A 21,555-nucleotide genomic window follows, 5' to 3' on the forward strand; every position below is an offset into this window, starting at 1 on the left:
ACGACTACTCTTCGGCGGGTTCGTCAGGCAGATTCCGGAACGCGTCGAGAATGACCTGTTTCGTTACTGCGCCCTGGGTCGTCCAGTGGTTCGCGTAGTCCATCATGTCCTCGTAGATGTGGGGCTTGCAGCCAGCGGCCTTCGGGTGGCCGCCGCCGCTGACCTGGCGTGCGACCTCGTGCGCGCGCTCGAACGTCTCCGTGCCGCGGATGCTCGCGCTCCCCGAGGGCTTCACGATGACTGCCGCGTCCGCGCCCTGCTCGCGGAGCGCTTCGGCGACCTCGTTCTGTGAGCAGCGCCCGTACGTCACGCCGACGGTCCACTCGTCTACTTCCTTCAACGCCGCGCGGTCGACTGCGCGCTCGATGAGTTCCTCTTTCTCGACGCGGCGCTCTGCGAGATACTCCATCACGTCCTCCGGGAGGTCAGCGCCGTGCTCCTGGACGACGTCCATGTACTCGTCGGCGTCCGACCAGTAGGAGTAGTCCGCGAGGTCGTCGCTGCGCGGGTCTTCCTTCAGCCAGAGGTCGTGGTCGCGCGTGACGGCCGCGAGTTCCTCCAGATGTCGCGGCACGTCCTCCTCGATGGAGCGAACCGCCACGTCCGCCGTGCACTCTTCCTCGGAGTCGCCGACGACGAGGTCGACGCCCGCCTCGCGGACGGCCTCGGCGGTCTCCTCGGTCCACTGGTGGTGGTCGAACCACCGCACCTCGCCCGCCGCTTCGACGAGGTACGCGAGTTCGTCCTCGACGTACCGAAACTCGTCCGGGCAGAGGTCACAGACGAACACGCGCGCGCCGTCCTCGCCGTACTCGGCGGCGCGACGAAGGCCATCCTCGAGTTCGTGCGGGCCGGCAGGAACGAGCGCCGCTTCGCCGTACACCTCGCGGACGATGGCCGCGCACGCCAGTCCGTCCGCGTCGGGGTCCGCGACGACGAGCACGCTCGCGCCCTCGGCGCGTGCCTCGACTTCGCGGTCCTTTCGCTCCTCAGCGATGTCGTCGGGGATGAAGAAGCCCTTCCCGGGGAGCAGCGATTTCCGCTCCAGGGGGAGGTCCTCGTCGTCGATGACCCAGTCTTTCATACCGAATGGAAGGAAGCGGGCGCCAAGAACCCCGCGGTTAGCCGTCGAGGTGCCACTCGCCGCGGCCCGTGCCACCGCCGTGGTGCACATCCGACCCGAGCAGTCTGTCGTGTTTCCACTCGAAGTCGGTCTCGTGGTCGTAGGCGACGGATTCCTCGATAGAGACTCCACAGCACCCGGTGAGCGCGCTCCGCGTCCGGCCGCTTACGGGCGTAAACGTCACGTCGACCGTCTCGTCTACCGGGTCAGAGTGGTTCGACACCTCCACGCCGTTCTGCGTGTGGGGGTTCGGGAACCAGTTCGTGGTCTCCTCGTCGTTAGCGAAGTCGGCGACGCGTTGCGCTCGCTCGACGGCGTACCCATCGTTCGCGGCAACGTGCATCGCCGTCCGGAGGCGGACGTGACGCTGGTCGTTCTCGTACCGGCGGACGCTCCCGGTCGTCCGCGACACGTACGTCTCTCCGGTGTCGAGGCGTCCGGCGACGTGCGCCGACCCCGCGTAGTCGTACTCGCTGTCCGCCGACGACTCCGGGACGAACGTGTCGCACTCGGGAACACGCCCGACGAGCGCCCATCCGAACGGGTCGAGCACGGGGTCGGGCCACCCGCCTTCGGCGACGAACGTGTACGTTTCGACGGTTCCGTTGCCACCGGGAACTGCCACGACTGTCTCGACGGGTCGTCCGACAACGGTCTCGACACCGAACGTGTACTCCTGCCGAACGCGCTCGAGCAGTCCCCGGAGGGCGTTCTGGGCGCCTTCACGGGCGAAGGCCACCGGCTTCCCGGCGCGGAACGCTCGCACGAGTTCTACGCGGTCGGCGCTCGCGGTCGCAAGCACGGCGTCCGCGTCCTCGACGGTGTCCGTCGTCGTTGGTGGGTCCGGCAGGTCCGCTGTCTCCCCTGCGAGGTACACCGCCTCGTCTTCGAGTGCGTGGCTCGTGTCCTCGCTCAATCCGCTTGCAGGATTGACGTCCGGCCGACCGCCACCGAACGCGGAACACCCGGCGAGCGCCGTTGTGCCTGCCGCGCCGACAGTCGCGAGGAAGCGTCGTCGATTCGTGGAGGGCATCGTCGCCAATCGACGCTGCGACTCGGTAAAAATCTCGTGTTACGCCGCCTCGTCGAGTTGCCGAACCGTCAGCACCGGCACCGGACACGTCCGGACGACGCGTTCGGCGACACTCCCGATGAGAAAGCGATTCTCGCCGTGGCGGCCTCGCGTGCCCGTGGCGACCACATTCGCGTCGACGTCGCGGGCGTACTGCGCGATTTCGGCCGCCGGTCGCCCCTCTCGAACCGCCGTCTCTACGTCGCCACTGCTGGTGTCCCGAACTGCCGCGACCGCTTCCTCGCCGCGCTCCTCCAGGGCCGTCCGCATGTCGTCACGGACTTCGTCTGGCGCCCCTTCCACTTCGCTCTCCTCGAGAACGTACAGCGCGTGCACGCTCGCGTCGAAGCGACCCGCGAGGTCGAGGGCCACGTCCACCGCTCGACCGACGCTCTCCGAGCCGTCGGTCGCGATGACAACCGTCTCTATCATAGTCGATGGTTCCGCGGCCGCGACCTTAAACCCCGCCTGCGTGGTTCGGAACGGGTGCGTGGCCTCGCTTCGCTCGGCTACGCGGAGCGCTTTAGTAGCCCGGACGCGCAGCCCTGAGTATGCCCCTCGAAGTGGACACCGTCCTCGTGCCCGTGGACGGCACGGAGGCGTCCGTCTCGGCCACCGAGTACGCCGTCGCCGTCGCAGAGCGCTACGACGCCGCCGTCCACGCGCTGTACGTTCTCGGAGAGACGGTCGCGCGAGGCATCGACGCGGGCGACGTGGCAGAGGACGACGTCGCCGACGAGACGAGCGCGTTCGTCGCGGACATCGAGGCGCTCGCGCCCCCGAGCGTCCCCATCGACTCCTCTATCGCGTACGGCTTCTCGACCTCCCGGAAACTCCATCACCCGGGCAGCGTCATCCTGGACGCCGCAGAGGACGTCGACGCCGACTTCCTCGTCGTCCCGCGCGAGGGAATGCGCGGGGACGCCGCCGACGTCCTCGAGAAATCCGCCGAGTACGTCCTCCTGTACGCCAGCCAGCCGGTTCTCTCGGTCTAATCGGCGTCGTTCGCGGACTCGTTCAGCCGCACCGCCATCTCCAGTTCGAAGCTCTCGGCGGCCACCGTCTCGAACCCCATCTTCTCGTACAGCGCGACCGCCGCCCGGTTCCACCGCTCGACCGTAAGCCACACCAGTTCGACGCCGTCGGTCTGCCCCGCGCCCAGCAGCGCCTCGATGAGTTCCGTGCCGATGCCCGCGCCCTGGTAGTCCTGGTGGACGAAGATGGCGAGTTCGTACGCCGCTCCGCCGTCCGGTACGAGCGTCGCGTGCCCGACCGTCCGGTCGCCGTGCCACGCCACCACGTTGTATCCGTCACCTTCGAGGAGTTTCTCCAGCCACTCGCGCACGCGCTCCTCGCCAACCGGCGGCACGCCCTGCGCGCGGTCAGCCGGGTCGAAGTCGTCGTACATCGCCACGACCGGGTCGAAGTCGCTGTCTGCGAGGTCCCGGATCTCGATGGCGCGGCCATCCCCGTCCTCGAACGACCGCGGCGGCGGGTCGAAGGGCCTCGTCGGCTCGTCCGGATAGATGCGCTCGTTCATGTCAACGGGCCAGTGTCACCGTCACCTGGGAGTTCACGATGACGAACTCGGCGATGTGGCCCAGGCGGATCTTCCCCATCGGACTGCGCTCGCCACCGCCGAGCACGATCTGCTCGAACCCCTCGCTCTCCGCGAGTTCGACGATGCTACTCCCGGGGTCGCCCGAGAGTCGTCTGACGTCGACCGGGAGTCCGGCGTTCTCGAGTTCCTCGCGGGCCGCCGCGACGACGTCCTCGGGGTCGCGGTCGCTCTCCGGGTTCTCCACGACCGCCACCGTCAACTCGTCGCCAGCCTCGACCGCCCGCGAGACGGTCTTCTCGAGGGCGGAGATGGAGTCCTCGGTGCCCCCGATGCCCAGCAGTACCTTCATGCGCGGACTGTGGCTTGCTCCCGGCAAAAGCGTTCGGCTGTTGGTTCTGAACGCCGGCCGGCGGAACGGCCCAGCAACGCTTTTTGTCGTCACTCGCGTTACACGATACAGTGTCACGATGGCGACGCCACCGACGACAGACGCCCCGTTGATCCGCGCTCACGTCTTCCTGTACCCGCTCGGCGTCTGGGTGCTGATGGCGGTCGTTGCGGTTCTGAACGGCGCGTTCCGGGAGACGTTCCTCGTTCCGAACCTCGGCGAGTACGCCGGCCACGTCATCAGCACCGCGCTCCTCGTCACCGCGATTCTGGTCATCTCGGCCCTCTACTTCGCCACCACCGCCACCGAGTACACGCGGATAGAACTGCTGCTCGTCGGCGTCCTCTGGACGGTGCTGACGGTGAGATTCGAGTTTCTCGTCGGCTACGCCGAGGGGACGCCCGTCTCGGTGACCCTCGGCCAGTACGACGTCCTGGCGGGACAGGTCTGGATAGCCGTCCCGCTCACGCTCCTGTTCGCGCCGCTCCTCTTCGGGTCGTGGCTGGCCAACTGAGTGGTTCCTCTGCGGTCGCTCCGAACCACGCAGCTCACGGGCTCCCTTCGGTCGCCGTTCGCCATAACGAGGGTTCTCACTACGTTCGAACCCTCGCGGTGCTCGCGGGTCGTTCCTCCCCGCTCGCTTGTTCGGAGACTCCTCGTTTCACTCGGAGTCTCCCACCCAACACGCTTTTGCGAACCCACCGGTAACCCACGCCCATGCCCGAACACGACGCGCCGCGCCCGTCACCCGACGACTGGGACCTCTCGCCGGCCGTCCGCCCGCTCGAGGAACCCGACCCCGAACCCGAGCGGAACGTCCCGCAGGACGTCCGCGAGTACAACCGCTTCTCGAAGATGGACGGCGCGCAGTACGAGCGCGTGAACGAGTTTATGCGCGACCGTACGTACATCACTGCTCGCGAGTGGGCGATAGCGCGTCTCTGCGCTGACTTCCGCACGGAGACCGGCGTCGAGATGACGAAGATCGGGGAGAACCTCCCCGAACTCATCCCGTTCATGACGGGGTCGTACAGCCCCCAGGCGGTCAACCAGGCCCGGTCGGCGTTCGAGGAGAAGGTCCGGATGGCGGGCGCCACGTTCCTCTACGGCGCGATGTGCGATTTCTTCACCGCTGACGAACTCGACGACCTGATGTACGAGGTGACGGAGGTCGCGAAGTTCCTCCTCGAAGTGGAGGGCGTCGACCTCGCCGTCGAGGAGGAACTCGACGCCGAGGAGCGCATCTCCTCGGTGATGCGGGACGTGCGGCAGGCCAGCGACGAACTCCGACACGACCACGCGGAGTGCCCGAACTGCGGGCACGAACTGACCGCCGAGGACTAGTTCTCCTCGGGCAGGAACAGCGACGGGTCGTCGTGCGTGAACGTGAAGATGCGGCGGTCGTCGAGCGGACGGACGTGCGTGCGGACCTCGCCTTCTTCCTGTATCATCTCCACGAAGTCCTCGTGTTCGCCGGGCGCGTAGTAGACGGGGAACAGCAGCGCCGTCTCGGTGGAGTCGTCCTCGAGTGCGACCACGGCGTAGACGGTGCCCGAGGGGTTCGCCCGGAACACGTTCGCGCTGTCGAAGCCGTCGCCGGCGTCGACGGCCTCGGAGAGGGGGTCGAACTCGTTGTCGGGCGCGAGCAACTCGAAGCCCGTGCGCTCTACGTCGCCGGCGCGAACCTGCACGTCGCCGGGGTGAATCTCGAGTGCGTCCCAGCCCTTCTCGCGGTACTCGTCGGCGGTCGCGGCCATGTCCTCGACGACCTGCTCCCAGTACGGCATCGCGGCGTCGGCGGGGTTCGCGGGGTCGCCACGCGGCCCTTGTTCGTTCGGCATGGTTGGCGAAGAGGTTGCCACGCGCAAAAGGGTTCCTCTCCGTGTCATCCCGTAACTCGGTTCAGTACAGTAATCCTCTCCGTGTCATTCGGCGGCCCGACCCAGTCGCCGCGTGGCACCCTCTCCTGTGGCGGAACTGACCCGTTTCGACGCGCGCCAGCCCGGTCTGCGTCGGAAGGTATTTGTCCTCTGTGTCCACCAACGTTTGATAATGACTGACTTGCTGTCCCTGTCTGATCTCCGGACGCAGTTCGACACGGAGCGCGGCGCGGTGAAGGCCGTCGACGGCGTCGACCTCGACATCCAGGAGGGCGAGACCGTAGGGCTCGTCGGCGAGAGCGGGTCCGGGAAGAGCGTCACCGCGCTCTCCTCGATGCAGTTGGTCGACGACCCGGGCGAAGTCGTCGGCGGGCGCGTCACGTTCCGGGACGACGAGGTAGCGGCGAAACTGCTCGCGAAGTTCGACGACGCACGCATCTCCTACCCCTTCGAACTCGTCGACGCGTGCCGCGAGATCGCCGTCGACCTGCGGGACGACGACCCCTCGGGGGCGGCGGCGAGCGAACTTCGGGGCATCACCGCAGACCTCGCGGACCACGAGGACCCCGGTGGACTCGCGCCGGAACTCGAGGCGCTCGCGGACCGCCTCGACGCCCTCGAGAGCGACGAAACGGCGGTCGCGGAAGACGGCGGCACCGCGGCCACGGCCGAGGACGCTGGTGCCGACGGCGAACCCGGAGCAGAGCCGGCTGACACCGATGAATTGACCGGGGACTCCGAGTACGCCGTTGGCGACGACCTCGATGCAGCGCTCGACGACGCCGTCGACGGATTCGTCTACGTCGAGGACGCCAGCCTCGACCCCGCGCCCGACAGCGACGTCGACGCCGACGCGGACCCGTGGGCAGTTCTCGCGGACCGCGACGACGGCCACGAGCACGTCCGTCTCCACGGGTCCGCCGTGGACTTCACAGCGGCGCCAGAGTCCGCGATGCGAGAGATCCGCGGCGGGGAGATGAGTATGATCTTCCAGGACCCGATGACGTCGCTGAACCCCGCGATGACCGTCGGCGAGCAGGTCGCCGAGAGCCTGCAACTCCACCGGTACGACGAGAAGGCCGACGACACCTGGCTGAACGCCATCCGCGAGGTCATCTCGAGTGGCGACGTCGAGGGCGAGGTCTTAGAGGACGTCGTCGACGTACTCGACGCGGTCGGCATCCCGGAGCCCGAGAGCCGCCTCGAGGACTACCCCCACGAGTTCTCCGGCGGGATGCGCCAGCGCGTGCTCATCGCCATCGCGCTCGCGTGCCGTCCACAGCTGCTCATCGCGGACGAACCGACGACGGCGCTCGACGTCACCATCCAGGCCCAGATTCTCGACCTCATCAACGACCTCCAGGACGAGTTCGGGATGTCCGTGCTGTTCATCACGCACGACCTCGGCGTCATCGCGGAGACCTGTGACCGCGTCGCCGTGATGTACGCCGGCGAGATCGTCGAGGAGGGGCCGGTCGAGGAGATCTTCCACAACCCGAGTCACCCGTACACGTACACGCTCCTCGAGTCCATTCCGCGCGAGGACACCGACCGCCTCCAGCCCATCGAGGGCAACGTCCCCGACCTCATCGACCTGCCCGAGGGGTGTCACTTCGCGCCGCGGTGTCCGTGGGCGATGCCTGAGTGCACGGAGGGCGAGATCCCGTACCTCCAGCACGGCGGCCCGGACACGGACCACCGCTCGAAGTGCGTCATGGAGGAGTTCGACGAGTCCTCGTACGGTGCCGACGAGGCGGGCGTCGAGGTCGAGTCGAAGTCGTTCACGGGGGAGCCGTTGCTGGCGGTCGACGACCTCCACAAGTACTTCTCGCGCGCCGAGGGCTGGCTCGACGAGTGGCTCTCGGACGAGCCACAGACCGTGAAGGCCGTCGACGGCGTCTCCATGGACGTCTACGAGGGCGAGACCCTGGGGTTGGTCGGTGAATCCGGCTGTGGGAAGTCCACGACCGGCCGGACCATTCTTCGGTTGCTCGAACCCACGGACGGTCGCGTGGTGTACTCGGGCGAGGACCTGGGCGGACTCGACAGCGACGAACTCCGCGGAAAGCGCCGCGACATGCAGATGATCTTCCAGGACCCGATGTCCTCCCTGGACCCCCGCCAGACCGTCGGGCAGACCATCAAGGAGCCCCTGGAGATACACGACCTCCCCGAGGACGTCGGCGACCAGTCGACGGCGAAGGCGCGCCGGGAGCGCGTGTTCGAGTTGATGGACGCGGTCGGCCTGGAGCGCGGTCAGTACGACCGCTACCCCCACGAGATGTCGGGCGGTCAGCGCCAGCGCGTCGGTATCGCCCGCGCGCTCGCTGTCGACCCCGACTTCATCGTCGCCGACGAACCCGTGAGCGCACTCGACGTGAGCGTGCAGGCCCAGATCTTGAACCTCATGGAGGACCTCCAGGAGGAGTTCGGGCTGACGTACCTGTTCATCGCCCACGACCTCTCGGTCGTCCGCCACATCTGTGACCGCGTCGCCGTGATGTACCTCGGGAAGGTCGTGGAGACGGCGCCCACGCGCCAGTTGTTCGACGACCCGAAGCACCCGTACACGCAGGCGTTGCTCTCCTCGATTCCGGAACCCGACCCGCACGCGGACACGGACGACCGCATCATCCTGGAGGGCGACGTGCCGAGCCCCATCGACCCGCCGTCCGGGTGTCGGTTCCGGACGCGCTGCCCGGAGGTCATCCCGCCCGAGGACCTCGACGTCGACCAGGACGTGTTCCGGGAAGTGATGGACTTCCGGGAGACCGTAGACGACCGCGGGATACCCCTCGAGGCGGTGTGGGAGGACGCCGCCGAGCAGTCACCCGGGGGCGGGACGGGGACACCGGAGACGCCCGCTGACGGCGGCCGGGACGCCAGCCGGGGGGCGTTCGTGGACGCGATGTGGGAACGCGAGTTCGACACCGAGCCGAGCGGCGAGGTGCGTGCCACCGTCGAGGAGGCCTTCGACGCGCTGGCGACCGAGGACTGGGAGGCCGCGGCGGACGTCCTCCGCGAGCGCTTCGAGAGTCCCTGCGAGCGCGTCGAACCGCCTCTCGAGGGCGGTGAGCAGTCGGTCGCGTGTCACCTCTACGACTCGGACGTCGCTTGACGCCCCGGCCGGAGACACCCTTCCCCTTTCTTTCTTGCATATCGTCGCAGTCTTTCACCGTCATCCTTAAGAGGTGGAGGCAGTCATACGAAACCATGGCAAGCGATAACGTAAGCCGGCGCAGCTTCCTGAAAGCCGCGGGGACCGCTGCTGTCGCAGCGACCTCGACTGCCGGATGTACCGGTCTCACCGGTGGCGGGGGCGGCGGCACCCTCGTCTACTCGCGTGGCGACCACCCGACGAACTACGACCCCCAGCAGACCACCAGCGGGGAAGTGGCGAAGGTCACGAACCAGGTGTTCGACACCACCATCGACTTCAAACCTGGCACCGGCGGCGAACTCACCGACGGGCTCGCCAAGGAGTGGAGTCTCGACGGGAAGACTGTCACGCTCACGCTCAAGGAGGGCGTGACGTTCCACGGCGGCAAGGAACTCACGTCCGCGGACGTCCGCGCGACCATCCGCCGATTCATCGACAAGGAGTACGAGTTCTTCCTCGGCAAGAAGCGCTCGGGCTACTCCTCGGTCACCTTCGGTGACTGGGTCGACAACATCGAGGAGACCAGCAAGTACGAGGTCACCATCAACCTCAGCCAGAAGTACGCGCCGTTCCTCCGGAACCTCGCGATGTTCGCCTCGGCCATCCTCTCGAAGGAGCAAATCGAGAGCCTGGGTCCGGGCGCGGAAGCCCAGGCCAAACTCGGAGAGGACCCGAAGGGCACCGGCCCGTTCGTCTTCGAGGAACTCGACAACGCCAACGAGAAGATCCGCTTCAGCGCGTACGGCGACTACTGGGGCGAGGGACCGCAGGTCGACTCCCTCATCATCAAGACCATCAAGAAGAACTCGACGCGCGCCTCCGACCTCATCAGCGGGTCCAGTCACATCACGGACAACCTCGGCGCTGAGACCATCAAGCAGGTCCAGAACAGCGACTCGGCGTCCATCAAGAAGAAGGACGGCATCAACGTCGGTTACATGGCGTTCAACCAGTCCCGGAAGGAGGCGTTCCGCAAACCGAAGGTCCGCCGGGCAATCAGTTACGGCGTCGACACGAAGGCCATCGTGGAATCCATCTACCAGGGCTTCGCCACGGACGCCGACCAGCCGCTGCCGCCGGACGTGCTCGGCCACAACGAGGACCTCAGCCCGTACAGCTACGACCCCGAGAAGGCTCAGTCACTCCTCGAGGAGGCAGGCGAGTCGGACCTGGAGTTCGAGCTCGCGACGTTCTCGAACCCACGCGGGTACAACCCGAGTCCGATCCGGACCGCGAACCAGATCAAGACCAACCTGGAGGACATCGGCATCTCGGTCACCATCAATCAGTTCCCCTCGTTCAGCCCGTACATCGACTACACGTACGCGGGCAAGCACGACGCGGCGCTGCTCGGCTGGTACACCGACAACGCCGACCCGGACAACTTCCTGTACGTGCTGCTCCACCCCGGAGTCAGCCCCGACCAGGTGCCGTCCGGCCAGAACTACGTGAGCTGGGAGAACAAGGGCAACGCGTCGAACATCACCTCGTGGGCGAACACGGACTACATGAACCTGGTCACCCAGGGGCAGAAAACGTACGAGAAGTCCGAGCGCGAGTCCATCTACAAGCAAGCGACGAAGATGGCTCACGATCAGGCGCCCTGGGTGTTCATCGACTACGCCCAGCTCGTGCGCGGCGTCCACCAGTCGGTCCAGGAGGACACGTTCACGGTGAGCTCGGTCGGTGGTCCGTACCTCGAGCTCGTCAGCCTGAACTGACGCGAACCACCGGGGCACTCCTCGCCTCGAACTGACACGATTCCCGGGGCCATTCCCCGCCCCGAGCTGACACGAACCCCCGGGCACTCGTCGGCCCGAACTGACACGAGTCGCGGGGTTTTTGAACACGCGGTCGAATTGATAGCCAACCTCTCTCATGGTATCGAAGCGATTCGTTCTCAAACGGCTGTTGTTGCTCGTGCCGGTTCTCTTCGGCGTGGCGACGTTCGTCTTCGTCATCCTGCACCTCTCCGGTGGGGATCCTGCTCGCGTCATCCTCGGCCAGCGCGCCTCACAGGCGCGCGTGATGCAGCTACGCCAGGAACTCGGCTTGAACGACCCGCTGTACGTCCAGTACGGCCGCTTCCTCGTGGACGCCGCGCAACTCGAGTTCGGCCAGTCCTACAAGGTCGCACAGGGTCAGTCGGTCCGGAGCGTCCTGCTCACCCGACTCCCCGTCACCATCGAACTCGCGCTGTACGGCCAGTTCATCGGCCTCCTCGTCGGCCTCCCGCTGGGCATCATCTCCGCGGTCAAGCAGGACTCCATCGTCGACCACCTCGGCCGCGTCGGCGCGCTCTCGGGCATCTCCATCCCCATCTACTGGTCGGGTCCGATGCTCATCCTGCTGTTCTCGACGTACCTCGGCGTCTTCCCCGCGAGCGGCCGCCTCGGTTCGACGGTGTTCCTCGCGGACCACTGGACGCTGTTAGGCATGGAACTCCCGCTCACCGGCATGGTCACCGTCGACACGCTGTTGCTCGGGCGGATAGACGCGTGGTTCTCCGCGGTCCACCACCTGTTCTTGCCCGCAGCCACCATCGGCATCTACTCGCTCGCACTCATCTCCCGGATGATGCGCTCGTCGATGCTAGAAGTCGTGCGCCAGGACTACATGCGGACCGCGCGCGCGAAGGGACAGGGCTCGAAGATCACCGTGTTGAAACACGGGTTCCGGAACGCCCTGATTCCCGTCATCACCGTCATCGGCATCCAGTTCGGGACGCTGCTCGGCGGCGCCGTCCTCACCGAGACCGTCTTCAGCATCAACGGCATCGGCACCACCCTCGTCTCCGCCATCAGCGCCACCGACTACCCGCTCGTCCAGGGCACAGTCCTGACGTTCGCGCTGCTGTTCACGCTCGTGAACCTCGGCGTCGACATCACCTACAGCTACCTCGACCCCCGCATCCAACAGTAACATGAGCACTGAAACGACAGACTCCTCGACGGAACTGGGCGAGCGCGGATTCGTAGAGCGCCTGCGTTCCTCGCAGTTCCTCTCGGAACTGCTCTCGAACCGCATCGCCCTCGCCGGCATCATTCTCATCTTCGGCGTCATCGCGATCGCCGTCTACGCCCGACTGTTCATCGACCTCGGAGCGATCACCGGCACGCGACTCAGCTCGCCGATTCCGGACCGCGCGCCGCCTGGCTGGATCGGCCCCGCTCCCTTCGACACGTACCTGTTCGGGACCGACGCCGCCGCCCGCGACATCTTCAAGCGCACGCTGTACGGCGCCTGGATTGCGATGAAGTTCGGCACCGTCGCGGTCGTCGCCTCCACCATCGCCGGCGTCGCGCTCGGCACGATCGCGGCGTTCTACAGCGACGCCACGGACAACGTCATCATGCGGACGATGGACGTCCTGTTGGCGTTCCCGTCGCTGCTGTTGGCGCTCGCGCTGGTCGCCATCTTCGGCGCCGGTCTCTGGAAGGCGACCATCGCGCTCGTGCTCGTGTACACGCCGCGGTTCGCCCGCGTCATGCGCGGTGCCGCGCTGAAGGTCCTCGAGGACGAGTACATCGAGGCGACCGAGGCACTCGGCGCGAAAGACCCCCGCCTCATCGTCAAACACGTCGTCCCGAACTCGCTTGCGCCCATCACGGTGCAGTCGACGCTGAACTTCGGGTTGGCCATCATCGACCTGGCGGCGCTGTCCTTCCTCGGGTTCGGCGCCCAGGCCGGCACGCCATCGTGGGGGAAGATGCTCGCGAACGGCGTCGAGAACGGCCTCCTCACGGGCCAGTGGTGGATGTCCGTGTTCCCCGGGTTGTTCCTCGCGATAACGGTACTCGCGTTCAACCTCCTCGGTGACGGGATGCGTGACGCCCTCGACCCCCGGATGCGGGAGACAGTCGACTGACGAATGCAGGGCGTCGAGGACACCGGCCGCGACTGGGGGTTGTTCGCCCGCGCGGCCGCCGCCGGCGCCGTCGCTGCGTTCGCGCTGTTCTACGCGCTCGTTCTCTTCGCGGCGTTCACGCCGCGGGCCGCCAGCGAGATCGCGTTCCCGCTGGCCGCGCTGCCGTTTTCCCTGGGCCTGCTCGGCTGGCCGGCGGTGCTGATGTCCGGTGACGCCCTCGAGCGCTTCTCTACGGAAATCGGCGTCTCGGAGGGATGGACGGCCGAAGGCGGCCGGCAGGCGATGGCGCTGCTCACCTGGTTCGGTGCGGGCGGGATGGTCGGCGCCGCGGTGGCGGGCGCTCCCTACGGCGTCTGAGTTCAGTCTGCCCGGGCAGTCACTCGCGGACGTTCTCGCCGTGCGCTGTTTCCGTGCTGCGTGGCAGCACGCTCTCCGCGACCGACACGCCGTCCCAGACAATCGTCCCGCGCACCATCGTCCACTCCGGGAACACGCCGTCCATCCCCTCGAAGGGCGTCCACTCGCAGTTCGTGTGGAGGTCGTCGCCCCGAATCTCCCGCGTGGCCTCGGGGTCGACGAGCACGAGGTCGGCGTCCCGGCCCGCCTCGACTCTCCCCTTCTGCGGCAGGCCGAACACCGACGCGGGGTTCGCGGCGGTGACGTCCCGAACGCGCTCGTAGCTCAGTCGTCCCTCGCGCGCGGCGTTCAAGAGTAGCGGAAGCGCCGTCTCGACGCCCGGCACGCCCGAGGGCGCGTCCCAGATACTCGCGTCCTTCTCCGCCCGCGTGTGGGGGGCGTGGTCGGTCGCCACCACGTCGATCCGCCCGTCCGCGAGTCGCTCGAAGACCGCCTCCCGGCGCTCCTCGCTACGCAGCGGCGGGTTCATCCGCCCGAACGCCCCCAGTTCGGGGAGGTCGTCGCGCGAGAGGAAGAGGTGGTGGGGCGTCACCTCGCACGTCGCGCCGCCCGCGTTCGCGGCGTCCACGCCCTCCGGCGTCGACGTGTGTGCGATGTGGATTGTCGCGTCCGTCTCCCCGCCGACTTCGACCGCACGCTCCACGGCCGCTGCCTCGGCTTCCGCGGTGCGGTACGCGCTCCACGCGTCCGCGTCGTCCCGGGACTTCGCGTCCTGATCGAACAGGTCGGCGTCTTCCGCGTGCACGGTGACGACGACGTCCTCGCTCCCCGCGCGCTCGCAGGCGTCCTCGAACAACTCGGCCTCGATGCCCATGTCGCCCGTGGAGTCCGCGAGGAACACCTCCCCGAGCGCGAACAGTGGCCGGTCGAACAGCGATTCGGGGTCCCAGTCAGCCGTGACGCCGCCGTTGATTCCCCAGTCCACGACCGAGTTCTCGGCGAACTCCCGTTTCTCGTCGAACGCCGCGCCCGTGACGGTGGGCGGACTCGTGTTCGGCTGGTCGACGACCGTCGTCACACCCCCCGCCGCCGCGCTCCGCGACCCCGACGCCCACGTCTCCTTGTGGCCGTACCCCGGCTGCCGGAAGTGCACGTGCGCGTCTATCATCCCCGGCAGAAGCAGTTTCCCGCCCGCGTCGATGATTTCGGAGCCGTCGTCTGGGTTCTCGCCGACGATGTCGTCCAAGCTCTCGCCGACGGCGTCGATTCTCCCGTCCGGCCCGACGCGCACGTCCCGCGTCCGCCCGTCCGCGAGCGCCGCGTTCCGGATGACCTTCATCGTTGGTTGGTCTCCGTGGGGTTCGGGCGTAAGTGCTGTGACTCGCTGGGGGTAGACGGCTATACACGCGATGTATCTACGACTACGACGCCAGAAAGCCCTCGGCCTGCTCGCGTCCGCTCGACAGCATATCACTCGGTTCGCTCGTGATAGCGGCTGTCGAGCGAACGAGGGCTTCGCCCGCGAGCAGCCCTCGCCCTTTCAATCCGCCAGGGCTACCGGCTGTGTCATCGGCAGAAACGTGTGAGAAGTCAAGAGAGTTGTTCGACGTCGAAATCCGCGTTTCCGACCAGCGCGCTCTCCAGTTCGTCGCGCACCGAGCCGATGTCACCACCTTCTGCTGCCACGCTGCCGACGCTGTCCGGGTTGAACGGCACGCCGAATGCGCCGTAGACGTCGTCGAGCACGCTCGCGATTTCGGCGCGGTCGTCGACGACGAGGACGCCCGAGGTGAGCGCCGCGCCCTTCGTGACGCGCTGGGCGACGCCCGCCAACTTCCCGGTGTCCCCTTGCACGGAGTGGTCGCCCGGGCAGAACGAGTCCGGGGGTTCGCCCTCGCGGGCGTTCACGCCGACCGCTTCGAGCGCCGCGAGCACGTCCGCGACCATCGCGTCGTAGCGCTCACTCAGGCCGGTGCGGATGTCCTCGGTGGGTTCGAATCGCGCGAACGCCAGCGTCGAGTCCGTGTACGCCACCGCGCGCCCGCCGACCTGGCGCTCGACGGCGGGGAAGTCGTGCTCGCGGGCGGCCTCCCGGGCCGCGTCGTAGCCGTCCTCGTTGGCGTCCCGTCGGCCGAACGCGACCATCCTGCCGGGCGCCCACACGCGGACCGCCAGCTCGCCGGACTCGCGGACGAACTCGAGCAGGTCGCGGGTGGCCTCGCGGTCGGCATCCCGACCGCTCGCTCGTCCGCGGAGCACGCGCATACCCCTCGATTGGGACCGACGTGGGTAACTTTTCCCGGTTCCAACCGGGGGCATGGTCACGCTCTCGGGGGACGTGCTCGCCCGGTATCCGCGCGTCTCGCGGTACAACTCGCCGTATCCCTCCCACGACGCCGGCTGTGCCGTCGACCTGTATCCGGACAGGATGTCCGCCAACCGCGCGCCCAGCCCCGTCGCGGGCGAGGTCGTCGAGACGCGGACCGTGCGCTGCCCCGAGAAACCCTACGCCGCGGACAACGACCACCTGATCGTCGTCGATACGGGCGAATATCTCGCCCGAATGCTCCACGTCGACCCCGCGGTAGAACCCGGCGACTCCGTCGCCGTCGGCGACGACCTCGGGCGCATGGTTCGTTCGGGCTTTTTCGCGCCGTGGGTCGACAACCACGTCCACCTCGGCTTCCGCGAACGCGACCAGAACCCCGTTCGAGCGTCCGGGTCGCTCCCTGTCGACCTCGAATCGGCCGTCGAACCAGTCGCGTGGGACGGCGAGGGGGCCGTCCTCGAGACGGGCGACACGTGGGCGCTCCTCGACGCGCCCGAACACCCCGCGCCCGGCGAGACGTTCGCCGCACTCGCGAGCGACGACGGCGCAGTCCTCGACGGCGGCATCCCGCACTACGAGGAGGGAATCGCTGACGGTGACCGCGACTCAGTGTCACTGTTCGGCACGGTCGTCGGCGACCGCGTGGACGACCGCACCGTCCGGTGGCGGGACGTCACCGTCACCGCCAACGGCGAGCCTATTCACGGGCTATCGCTGTGGCTCGGCGTCGAGGGACTCGGCAGCAAACTCGTCTCCCCCGGTCACGACCTCTCGCCGGGCGACCGCGTCGAGGTCGGCGTTCGAGAGGAGTAGCGGTTCGCGTCTCGATTCGAGCGGGCCGATTACTCGAACTCGACGTTCTCGCGCGCCACGAGTTCGCCGAACAACCAGTCGGCGTGCTCCAGGGCGTACTCCCGGTGTTCCTCCTCGATGTATCCGACGGCGTCCTCGACGAGCACGGGCCGGTAGTCCCGGAGGCCCGCGGAGCCAGCAGTGTGGAGGACGCAGACGTTCGCCAGCGTCCCGCAGATGAGGAGGTCCCGGACGCCGCGGGCGTCCAGCCACCCCTCCAGTTCGGTCTGGTAGAACGCGTCGTACGTGTGTTTCTCGACGACGTGGTCCTCACCGCGTACGTCGAGCGCGTCGTGGAGTTCGGCGTCCCAGGACCCCTCTGTGACGTGGTCGCCCCAGCGCTCGAACTCGTCGTAGTAGTGGTTCCCGTCGAACTGCTCGGGCGGGTGAACGTCCCGCGTGTAGACGATTCTCGCGCCGGCGTCGCGGGCGCGGGAAACGAGGTCGGTCACAGGGTCGAGTACGTCCTCGCTGGCGGGCGCGTAGAGGCTGCCGTCGGGGTGACAGAACCCGTTCTGCACGTCCACGACGACGACGGCGGTGTGTTCTGGGTCGAAGCCCATGCGTGACGGTTCGTCGGCAACCCCAAATTCGTTGCGCGGGGGTGGCGCCTTCGGTCCAACTCTCGCCACGCGAGTGTGCCGCTCCGTTCGCCGTACACGAGAATCGCCACAGGACTTTACCCGTTTGCCGTCGAACACGGCACAATGGCACGCCGAATCGCGGCGGTGGCGCTCGTCGCTCTCGTCCTTCTCGCGGGCTGTCAGTCGCCCGTGGGCACGGGACCGGCCACTTCGCCGGACGAGACGACGAACGCGCCGACGCCGGACGGACAGAACGGAACCGAGTTCGACTACGCGGACCCCGAGAGCGACGTGCTCGGATGGGAGGGTGGGCTCTGGTACAACGAGTCCATCGACGTCACCGTCGAGGACGGCTTGAACGCGACCGAGCGGAACGCCACCATCGACCGCGCGATGGCGCGCGTCGAACAGATCCGCCGCCTCGAGTTCGAGAAGCCGGTGCCCGTGGAGGTCATCTCCCGGGAGACCTACCGCTCTGAGTACGCGGGCGGCGGGAACGCGAGCGACGCGTTGCAGACCTTCGACGACACGAAGTTCGAGGCGCTGTTCCTCGTCGGCGAGAACAACAGTTCGCTCGCCGTCCAGGAGTCCAACCGCGGGTCGAACGTCCTCGGGTTCTACACGCCGCGGGACGACCGCATCGTCATCATCTCGGAGTCCTCGACGCCCACCATCGAGGAGACGACGCTCGCCCACGAGTTGATGCACGCCCTCCAGTTCCGCAACTTCGAGGCGAACTTCTCGTCGCCGACGCGTGACGCCGCGAACGCACACAGCGGCCTCACCGAGGGTGAAGCCAGCTTCCTCGACAGCAAGTACAGCCAGCGCTGTGGGACGAACTGGAGTTGCGTGGCGCCCGCCACGGCCGCCGGTGGCGGCGGCGGTGGTAGTCTCCACCTCGGCGTCTACATGATGAAGTACTTCCCGTACGCGGACGGCTCCGAGTTCGTCGAGCACTTCTACGAGCAGGGCGGCTGGGACCGCGTCGCCAGTCTCTACGAGAACCCGCCGACCACCTCCGAGCAGGTCGCACAGCCCGAGAAGTACGGTGAGGACCAGCCGACGAACGTCACCCTCCCCGACCGCTCCGACGCGAACTGGGACCGCGTCACCGTCGAGGGGCGCGCGCCCTACGGTGAAGTCGGCGTCGGCGGTCTCACGGCGATGCTCGCATACCCGTACTACCATCAGGGTCGGCCCGGCAACGTGCTCGGGCCGCGGGCGTTCCTGAACATCGACCAGAACGGGAACCTCGACAGGACGGACCCGTTCAACTACACGACCACGCCCGTCGACGGCTGGGACGGCGAGAAGATGTACATCTACGAGAGCGACTCCGGCGAGGCGGCGTACACCTGGCGGCTCGCGTGGGACTCCGAGCGCGACGCCCGCGAGTTCGCGAGCGCGTACCGCAACCTGCTCCAGTACTGGGGCGGTGAGCGCGTCGACGCGGAGACGGCACGGTGGCGCATCCCCGAGGGCGAGAGCCAGTTCGCGGACGCGTTCCGCGTCACCGTCGAGGGGGATACGGTCACCATCGTGAACGCGCCGACCGTCGAACAGCTAGACGACGTGCACGCCGAGTCGGCGTAACCCCTGACGCGCCCCTCTTCACGTATCGTAGCGTATTCTTCCGTTCGACCAAGTAGCCGAGGCTTTTTCGCCCGGGCGGCGGTAGAGGTCGGTATGCACTCTGCTCGGAGGGTCCGACGGTGACCTTCGACGTAATCTCCGAGAGCGCGATACGCGACGGTAGCGCGACCGACGCGTACTTCCAGCGCACCGAAACAACGCTCGAGCACGCCGGGAAGAACCCGCACGTCGTCGCCGAGGTGACCGCAGACCAGTTCCCTACAGGCGAGTTCGAACTGCTCGCGGGGCTGAAGGACGCCGCTCACCTCCTCGAGGGCCTGCCGGTCGACGTGGACGCGCTCCCCGAGGGAACGTTGTTCGACGGCGGCCCCGTGTTGCGCATCGAGGGGGAGTACCTCGACTTCGCGCGCTACGAGACGTCTCTGCTGGGCTTTCTCTCGCACGCCTCTGGCGTCGGGACCGCGGCCCTCGAAGCGCGCCGCGCCGCGCCCGACTCAGAGGTGTTGAGTTTCGGCGCGCGCCACGTCCACCCCGCCATCGCGGCGATGGTCGAGCGCTCCGCACTGGTCGGCGGCCTCGACGGCATCAGCCACGTCGCCGCCGGCGAACTCATCGGCCGGGAGGCGTCGGGCACGATGCCCCACGCGTTGCTCATCTGCTTCGGGCGCGGGAACCAGGAGGACGCGTGGCGCGCGTTCGACGACGCCGCCCCCGAGGACGTCCCCCGGGTCGCGCTCTGTGACACGTACTCCGACGAGAAGGACGAGGTGATTCGGGCCGTCGAAGCGCTCGGCGACGACCTCGATAGCGTGCGCCTCGACACTACGGGGTCGCGACGCGGGGACTTCCGGCACATCGTCCGCGAGGTGCGCTGGGAACTCGACGTGCGCGGCCACGGCGACGTCGGTGTGTTCCTCAGTGGCGGTCTCGGGCCCGACGACCTCCGGCAGCTCCGGGACGTCGCCGACGGCTTCGGTGTCGGCGGCCACGTCTCGAACGCCGACCCCGTGGACTTCGCGCTCGACATCGTCGAAGTCGAGGGCGAACCCGCGGCCAAGCGCGGCAAACTCTCCGGGAAGAAAGACGTCTATCGGACGCGGGACGGCGGCCATCACGTCGGTCTCGCGGGACGCCCCGGACCCACGGACGGCACGCCGCTACTCGAACCGCTGCTCCGGGACGGCGAACTGGTGCGCTCGTTCGACATCGAAGACGCTGCGTCGCAGGCGGCAGACGACGCCGACAGCGTCGGCTTCCGGGACGACCGCTCTCCGTCAGAATAGCAGCTCTCGATTCCGAACTGGCGCTTGCCAGTTTAGAGTTCGACGATCGACGCCTCGCGGTCCTCCTCCTCGTCGTCCTCGTCGTTGCGGTTCTCGACGGTCGCTGACCCGGGTTCGCGCTCCTGGAACACCTGTCCCTCGAACAGCGTGACCATCACGTCGTCGTCCTCCCACGCGCCGTTCGGGAGACCGGCCTTCCGGCAGGTCCGGTCGAGGTACTCGAAGACGCTCCAGTCGTTCTCCACGGGGAGCGTCGGGTACATCCAGCCGTGCTTGCCGTCGCCGTCGATGGCGACGCCGTGGACGCCCAGTTCGATGTCCTCGACCGGGTCGTCGGTGAGCACTAGATTCGATACCGTACAGACGGACACGCGGATGTTCGGGAGTTCCGCGGGTTCGACCTCGGAGTTACACGACGCGTCGCTCGCGGCCTTGATGGATGCCTCGACGATGGCGTGCCCGAGTTGCTGGTTCCCGTGTCCGAGGTCGTGGGAGCTCTCGTGTGCGCCCGCACATCCACGGAGCTGTTCCCGTCCTCGCGTCGACTCGAGCCGCACGAACGCGCTCGTCCGGTTGTAGAACGCGTCCCGCATACTACCGGGTTGTTCGCGCTGCCCGTTCTGTACGAACGCTTCGACCGATTCACGCGCCAGTTCGACGGCCCGAGTGCCGTCCTCGAAAGAGAGTTCTACTGTCTCGGCCTCGGCCATACAGACAGTATTAAGGTGAGGATTAACTTCAACTCTTCCCTTGGGACCGAGAGTCAGCACTCGCTACCTTCCGGAGCTGTGACCCGAGAAAACCAGGGTACGCCGAGCAGGTAATGGAAATTTACTAAACTATCTGTCGTTCGCGCACGATAATCAAACGTTTCGACCACGCAAACTGCCGCCGACCGTCGACGCCTGCTCACGCGCTCGTCGAACCCCTGTTCGGAACTGGCGCAACCGAACGCCTTAACGCTCGCGCGCCCCAAGTCCGAGTGGGCAGAGGGAGCCCGGCTCCCGTGCCGCGAGGCATGAGGAAAGTCCCCCCACCCGTTCGGGCAGGCGGCCGGACACAAGTCCGGGGCGGGAGACCGCCGGCACTGGAACAGAGACGACACGTCCCTCTCAGACGGATGAAGCGTGCGACCCGACCCGGAAGGGAAGGAAGCTAACCCGCAGACGGAAGCGAGCGGCAACGCCGCCCGCTCGGAGGCTTCTTCGAAGTCTCCAGGACGAGAGGGGATCGATGGAACGGCCATCTCCGCCGGTGCAAGTCCACGCGCGCAAGGTAGCCCGAACGCCACCCGCGAGGGTGCCGCGTGGACGCTCAGCCGAATGCCGGGCCGAACAGAAGGGGGCTTACTCCCCTCAGCTCGCGCGGTAACGCGCGTTTACTTTACGCAGTCTACCGATTCCGGCAGCCGACGGCTTCTGGGTCACCTGTGTATAACAAACCGAAGCAATCTCGTTACGTTCTCCCAACGTGTCGCTCGAACCGGGAACTAGCCGTCGTGCGAT

Annotated in this window: 22 protein-coding genes and 1 other RNA gene; 12 read left to right on the forward strand and 11 right to left on the reverse strand. The window is 67.4% G+C overall.

Annotation, left to right across the window (positions count from 1 at the left end; genetic code table 11):
- Nucleotides 1–4 precede the first annotated feature (4 nt).
- The 3 genes from LT970_RS00540 to LT970_RS00550 are packed head-to-tail and all read right to left on the reverse strand — an operon-like array spanning nucleotide 5 to nucleotide 2,627.
- Nucleotides 5–1,084 (reverse strand): DHH family phosphoesterase, encoded by a 1,080-nt coding sequence (locus LT970_RS00540; protein WP_232687018.1) that lies wholly within the window; start codon nucleotides 1,082–1,084, stop codon nucleotides 5–7.
- 37 nt (nucleotides 1,085–1,121) lie between these two features.
- Nucleotides 1,122–2,156 carry a hypothetical protein gene (locus tag LT970_RS00545; RefSeq protein WP_232687019.1) on the reverse strand — a complete coding sequence of 345 codons (1,035 nt, stop codon included), beginning with the start codon at nucleotides 2,154–2,156 and terminating at the stop codon, nucleotides 1,122–1,124.
- A gap of 39 nt (nucleotides 2,157–2,195) precedes the next feature.
- Entirely contained in the window at nucleotides 2,196–2,627 is a 432-nt protein-coding gene (locus LT970_RS00550) for a universal stress protein (protein WP_232687020.1), read from the reverse strand.
- A 119-nt stretch (nucleotides 2,628–2,746) separates the two neighbouring features.
- On the opposite strand from LT970_RS00550, the gene LT970_RS00555 reads away from it, so the two are divergent.
- Nucleotides 2,747–3,190, forward strand: a complete 444-nt coding sequence (locus LT970_RS00555; RefSeq protein ID WP_232687021.1) for a universal stress protein — start codon at nucleotides 2,747–2,749, stop codon at nucleotides 3,188–3,190.
- On the opposite strand, the gene LT970_RS00560 is transcribed toward LT970_RS00555, so the two are convergent.
- Together LT970_RS00560 and LT970_RS00565 are read right to left on the reverse strand one after the other, a co-directional pair.
- Nucleotides 3,187–3,735, reverse strand: a complete 549-nt coding sequence (locus LT970_RS00560) for a GNAT family N-acetyltransferase (RefSeq protein WP_232687022.1) — start codon at nucleotides 3,733–3,735, stop codon at nucleotides 3,187–3,189. The genes LT970_RS00555 and LT970_RS00560 overlap by 4 nt on opposite strands.
- Before the next feature lies 1 nt (nucleotide 3,736).
- On the reverse strand, nucleotides 3,737–4,105 hold the full coding sequence (locus LT970_RS00565; protein WP_232687023.1) for a universal stress protein: 369 nt from the start codon (nucleotides 4,103–4,105) through the stop codon (nucleotides 3,737–3,739).
- A gap of 118 nt (nucleotides 4,106–4,223) precedes the next feature.
- Here LT970_RS00565 and LT970_RS00570 point away from each other — a divergent pair, with 118 nt between their 5' ends.
- Nucleotides 4,224–4,658: a hypothetical protein gene (locus tag LT970_RS00570; protein ID WP_232687024.1), complete on the forward strand. Its 435-nt coding sequence runs from the start codon at nucleotides 4,224–4,226 to the stop codon at nucleotides 4,656–4,658.
- Between the two features lie 203 nt (nucleotides 4,659–4,861).
- A complete protein-coding gene (locus LT970_RS00575; RefSeq protein ID WP_232687025.1) occupies nucleotides 4,862–5,488 on the forward strand; it encodes a DUF5806 family protein in 627 nt (208 codons plus the stop codon).
- On the opposite strand, the gene LT970_RS00580 is transcribed toward LT970_RS00575, so the two are convergent.
- On the reverse strand, nucleotides 5,485–5,985 hold the full coding sequence (locus LT970_RS00580) for a DUF7529 family protein (RefSeq protein WP_232687026.1): 501 nt from the start codon (nucleotides 5,983–5,985) through the stop codon (nucleotides 5,485–5,487). The genes LT970_RS00575 and LT970_RS00580 overlap by 4 nt on opposite strands.
- Nucleotides 5,986–6,196: 211 nt before the next feature.
- Between LT970_RS00580 and LT970_RS00585 the strand changes: the two genes are divergently transcribed.
- The 5 genes from LT970_RS00585 (at nucleotide 6,197) to LT970_RS00605 (ending at nucleotide 13,409) form a co-directional block, all read left to right on the forward strand.
- The gene (locus tag LT970_RS00585; RefSeq protein ID WP_232687027.1) at nucleotides 6,197–9,142 is read left to right on the forward strand and encodes a dipeptide ABC transporter ATP-binding protein; all 2,946 of its coding nucleotides are present in this window, start codon (nucleotides 6,197–6,199) and stop codon (nucleotides 9,140–9,142) included.
- 95 nt (nucleotides 9,143–9,237) lie between these two features.
- The gene (locus tag LT970_RS00590; RefSeq protein WP_232687028.1) at nucleotides 9,238–10,905 is read left to right on the forward strand and encodes an ABC transporter substrate-binding protein; all 1,668 of its coding nucleotides are present in this window, start codon (nucleotides 9,238–9,240) and stop codon (nucleotides 10,903–10,905) included.
- Between the two features lie 157 nt (nucleotides 10,906–11,062).
- Nucleotides 11,063–12,106, forward strand: coding sequence for an ABC transporter permease (locus LT970_RS00595; protein WP_232687029.1), 1,044 nt, complete (start codon nucleotides 11,063–11,065; stop codon nucleotides 12,104–12,106).
- 1 nt (nucleotide 12,107) lies between these two features.
- Nucleotides 12,108–13,052, forward strand: a complete 945-nt coding sequence (locus LT970_RS00600) for an ABC transporter permease (protein WP_232687030.1) — start codon at nucleotides 12,108–12,110, stop codon at nucleotides 13,050–13,052.
- A gap of 3 nt (nucleotides 13,053–13,055) precedes the next feature.
- The gene (locus LT970_RS00605; RefSeq protein WP_232687031.1) at nucleotides 13,056–13,409 is read left to right on the forward strand and encodes a DUF7268 family protein; all 354 of its coding nucleotides are present in this window, start codon (nucleotides 13,056–13,058) and stop codon (nucleotides 13,407–13,409) included.
- Nucleotides 13,410–13,428: 19 nt separating this feature from the next.
- On the opposite strand, the gene LT970_RS00610 is transcribed toward LT970_RS00605, so the two are convergent.
- The 3 genes from LT970_RS00610 to LT970_RS00615 all read right to left on the reverse strand — a co-directional run bounded on the left by LT970_RS00610 (nucleotide 13,429) and on the right by LT970_RS00615 (nucleotide 15,674).
- Nucleotides 13,429–14,748, reverse strand: a complete 1,320-nt coding sequence (locus LT970_RS00610) for a dihydroorotase (RefSeq protein WP_232687032.1) — start codon at nucleotides 14,746–14,748, stop codon at nucleotides 13,429–13,431.
- A gap of 82 nt (nucleotides 14,749–14,830) precedes the next feature.
- On the reverse strand, nucleotides 14,831–14,953 hold the full coding sequence (locus tag LT970_RS14605; protein ID WP_269785471.1) for a hypothetical protein: 123 nt from the start codon (nucleotides 14,951–14,953) through the stop codon (nucleotides 14,831–14,833).
- A gap of 46 nt (nucleotides 14,954–14,999) precedes the next feature.
- On the reverse strand, nucleotides 15,000–15,674 hold the full coding sequence (locus tag LT970_RS00615; RefSeq protein ID WP_232687033.1) for a lipoate--protein ligase family protein: 675 nt from the start codon (nucleotides 15,672–15,674) through the stop codon (nucleotides 15,000–15,002).
- A gap of 52 nt (nucleotides 15,675–15,726) precedes the next feature.
- On the opposite strand from LT970_RS00615, the gene LT970_RS00620 reads away from it, so the two are divergent.
- Nucleotides 15,727–16,551 (forward strand): DUF8155 domain-containing protein, encoded by an 825-nt coding sequence (locus tag LT970_RS00620; protein WP_232687034.1) that lies wholly within the window; start codon nucleotides 15,727–15,729, stop codon nucleotides 16,549–16,551.
- Between the two features lie 29 nt (nucleotides 16,552–16,580).
- Here LT970_RS00620 and LT970_RS00625 read toward each other — a convergent pair whose 3' ends face one another.
- Complete coding sequence (locus LT970_RS00625) at nucleotides 16,581–17,153, reverse strand: cysteine hydrolase family protein (protein ID WP_232687035.1); 573 nt, start codon at nucleotides 17,151–17,153, stop codon at nucleotides 16,581–16,583.
- Between the two features lie 144 nt (nucleotides 17,154–17,297).
- Here LT970_RS00625 and LT970_RS00630 point away from each other — a divergent pair, with 144 nt between their 5' ends.
- Together LT970_RS00630 and LT970_RS00635 are read left to right on the forward strand one after the other, a co-directional pair.
- Nucleotides 17,298–18,767, forward strand: a complete 1,470-nt coding sequence (locus LT970_RS00630) for an Hvo_1808 family surface protein (RefSeq protein WP_232687036.1) — start codon at nucleotides 17,298–17,300, stop codon at nucleotides 18,765–18,767.
- A 119-nt stretch (nucleotides 18,768–18,886) separates the two neighbouring features.
- Nucleotides 18,887–20,050 (forward strand): nicotinate phosphoribosyltransferase, encoded by a 1,164-nt coding sequence (locus LT970_RS00635; protein ID WP_232687037.1) that lies wholly within the window; start codon nucleotides 18,887–18,889, stop codon nucleotides 20,048–20,050.
- A gap of 32 nt (nucleotides 20,051–20,082) precedes the next feature.
- Here the strand turns inward: LT970_RS00635 and LT970_RS00640 are convergent, their stop codons facing one another.
- On the reverse strand, nucleotides 20,083–20,760 hold the full coding sequence (locus tag LT970_RS00640) for a TIGR00296 family protein (protein ID WP_232687038.1): 678 nt from the start codon (nucleotides 20,758–20,760) through the stop codon (nucleotides 20,083–20,085).
- A gap of 275 nt (nucleotides 20,761–21,035) precedes the next feature.
- Here LT970_RS00640 and rnpB point away from each other — a divergent pair.
- Nucleotides 21,036–21,411, forward strand: an RNA gene (rnpB, locus tag LT970_RS00645) — RNase P RNA component.
- Nucleotides 21,412–21,555 lie beyond the last annotated feature (144 nt).

The organism is Halobacterium zhouii, assembly GCF_021249405.1.
GTDB classification, from domain to species: Archaea; Halobacteriota; Halobacteria; order Halobacteriales; family Halobacteriaceae; genus Halobacterium; species Halobacterium zhouii.

Excerpts from the sequence above, each read along its gene's own strand:
- LT970_RS00560 (WP_232687022.1), bottom strand. The coding sequence starts at position 3,735 with ATGAACGAGCGCATCTATCCGGACGAGCCGACGAGGCCCTTCGACCCG.
- LT970_RS00640 (WP_232687038.1), bottom strand. The coding sequence starts at position 20,760 with ATGGCCGAGGCCGAGACAGTAGAACTCTCTTTCGAGGACGGCACTCGG.
- LT970_RS00610 (WP_232687032.1), bottom strand. The coding sequence starts at position 14,748 with ATGAAGGTCATCCGGAACGCGGCGCTCGCGGACGGGCGGACGCGGGAC.
- LT970_RS00605 (WP_232687031.1), top strand. The coding sequence starts at position 13,056 with ATGCAGGGCGTCGAGGACACCGGCCGCGACTGGGGGTTGTTCGCCCGC.
- LT970_RS00555 (WP_232687021.1), top strand. The coding sequence starts at position 2,747 with ATGCCCCTCGAAGTGGACACCGTCCTCGTGCCCGTGGACGGCACGGAG.
- LT970_RS00590 (WP_232687028.1), top strand. The coding sequence starts at position 9,238 with ATGGCAAGCGATAACGTAAGCCGGCGCAGCTTCCTGAAAGCCGCGGGG.
- LT970_RS00615 (WP_232687033.1), bottom strand. The coding sequence starts at position 15,674 with ATGCGCGTGCTCCGCGGACGAGCGAGCGGTCGGGATGCCGACCGCGAG.
- LT970_RS00570 (WP_232687024.1), top strand. The coding sequence starts at position 4,224 with ATGGCGACGCCACCGACGACAGACGCCCCGTTGATCCGCGCTCACGTC.
- LT970_RS00575 (WP_232687025.1), top strand. The coding sequence starts at position 4,862 with ATGCCCGAACACGACGCGCCGCGCCCGTCACCCGACGACTGGGACCTC.
- LT970_RS00585 (WP_232687027.1), top strand. The coding sequence starts at position 6,197 with ATGACTGACTTGCTGTCCCTGTCTGATCTCCGGACGCAGTTCGACACG.
- LT970_RS00600 (WP_232687030.1), top strand. The coding sequence starts at position 12,108 with ATGAGCACTGAAACGACAGACTCCTCGACGGAACTGGGCGAGCGCGGA.
- LT970_RS00580 (WP_232687026.1), bottom strand. The coding sequence starts at position 5,985 with ATGCCGAACGAACAAGGGCCGCGTGGCGACCCCGCGAACCCCGCCGAC.
- LT970_RS00620 (WP_232687034.1), top strand. The coding sequence starts at position 15,727 with ATGGTCACGCTCTCGGGGGACGTGCTCGCCCGGTATCCGCGCGTCTCG.
- LT970_RS00595 (WP_232687029.1), top strand. The coding sequence starts at position 11,063 with ATGGTATCGAAGCGATTCGTTCTCAAACGGCTGTTGTTGCTCGTGCCG.
- LT970_RS00625 (WP_232687035.1), bottom strand. The coding sequence starts at position 17,153 with ATGGGCTTCGACCCAGAACACACCGCCGTCGTCGTCGTGGACGTGCAG.
- LT970_RS00545 (WP_232687019.1), bottom strand. The coding sequence starts at position 2,156 with ATGCCCTCCACGAATCGACGACGCTTCCTCGCGACTGTCGGCGCGGCA.
- LT970_RS00630 (WP_232687036.1), top strand. The coding sequence starts at position 17,298 with ATGGCACGCCGAATCGCGGCGGTGGCGCTCGTCGCTCTCGTCCTTCTC.
- LT970_RS00540 (WP_232687018.1), bottom strand. The coding sequence starts at position 1,084 with ATGAAAGACTGGGTCATCGACGACGAGGACCTCCCCCTGGAGCGGAAA.
- LT970_RS00565 (WP_232687023.1), bottom strand. The coding sequence starts at position 4,105 with ATGAAGGTACTGCTGGGCATCGGGGGCACCGAGGACTCCATCTCCGCC.
- LT970_RS00550 (WP_232687020.1), bottom strand. The coding sequence starts at position 2,627 with ATGATAGAGACGGTTGTCATCGCGACCGACGGCTCGGAGAGCGTCGGT.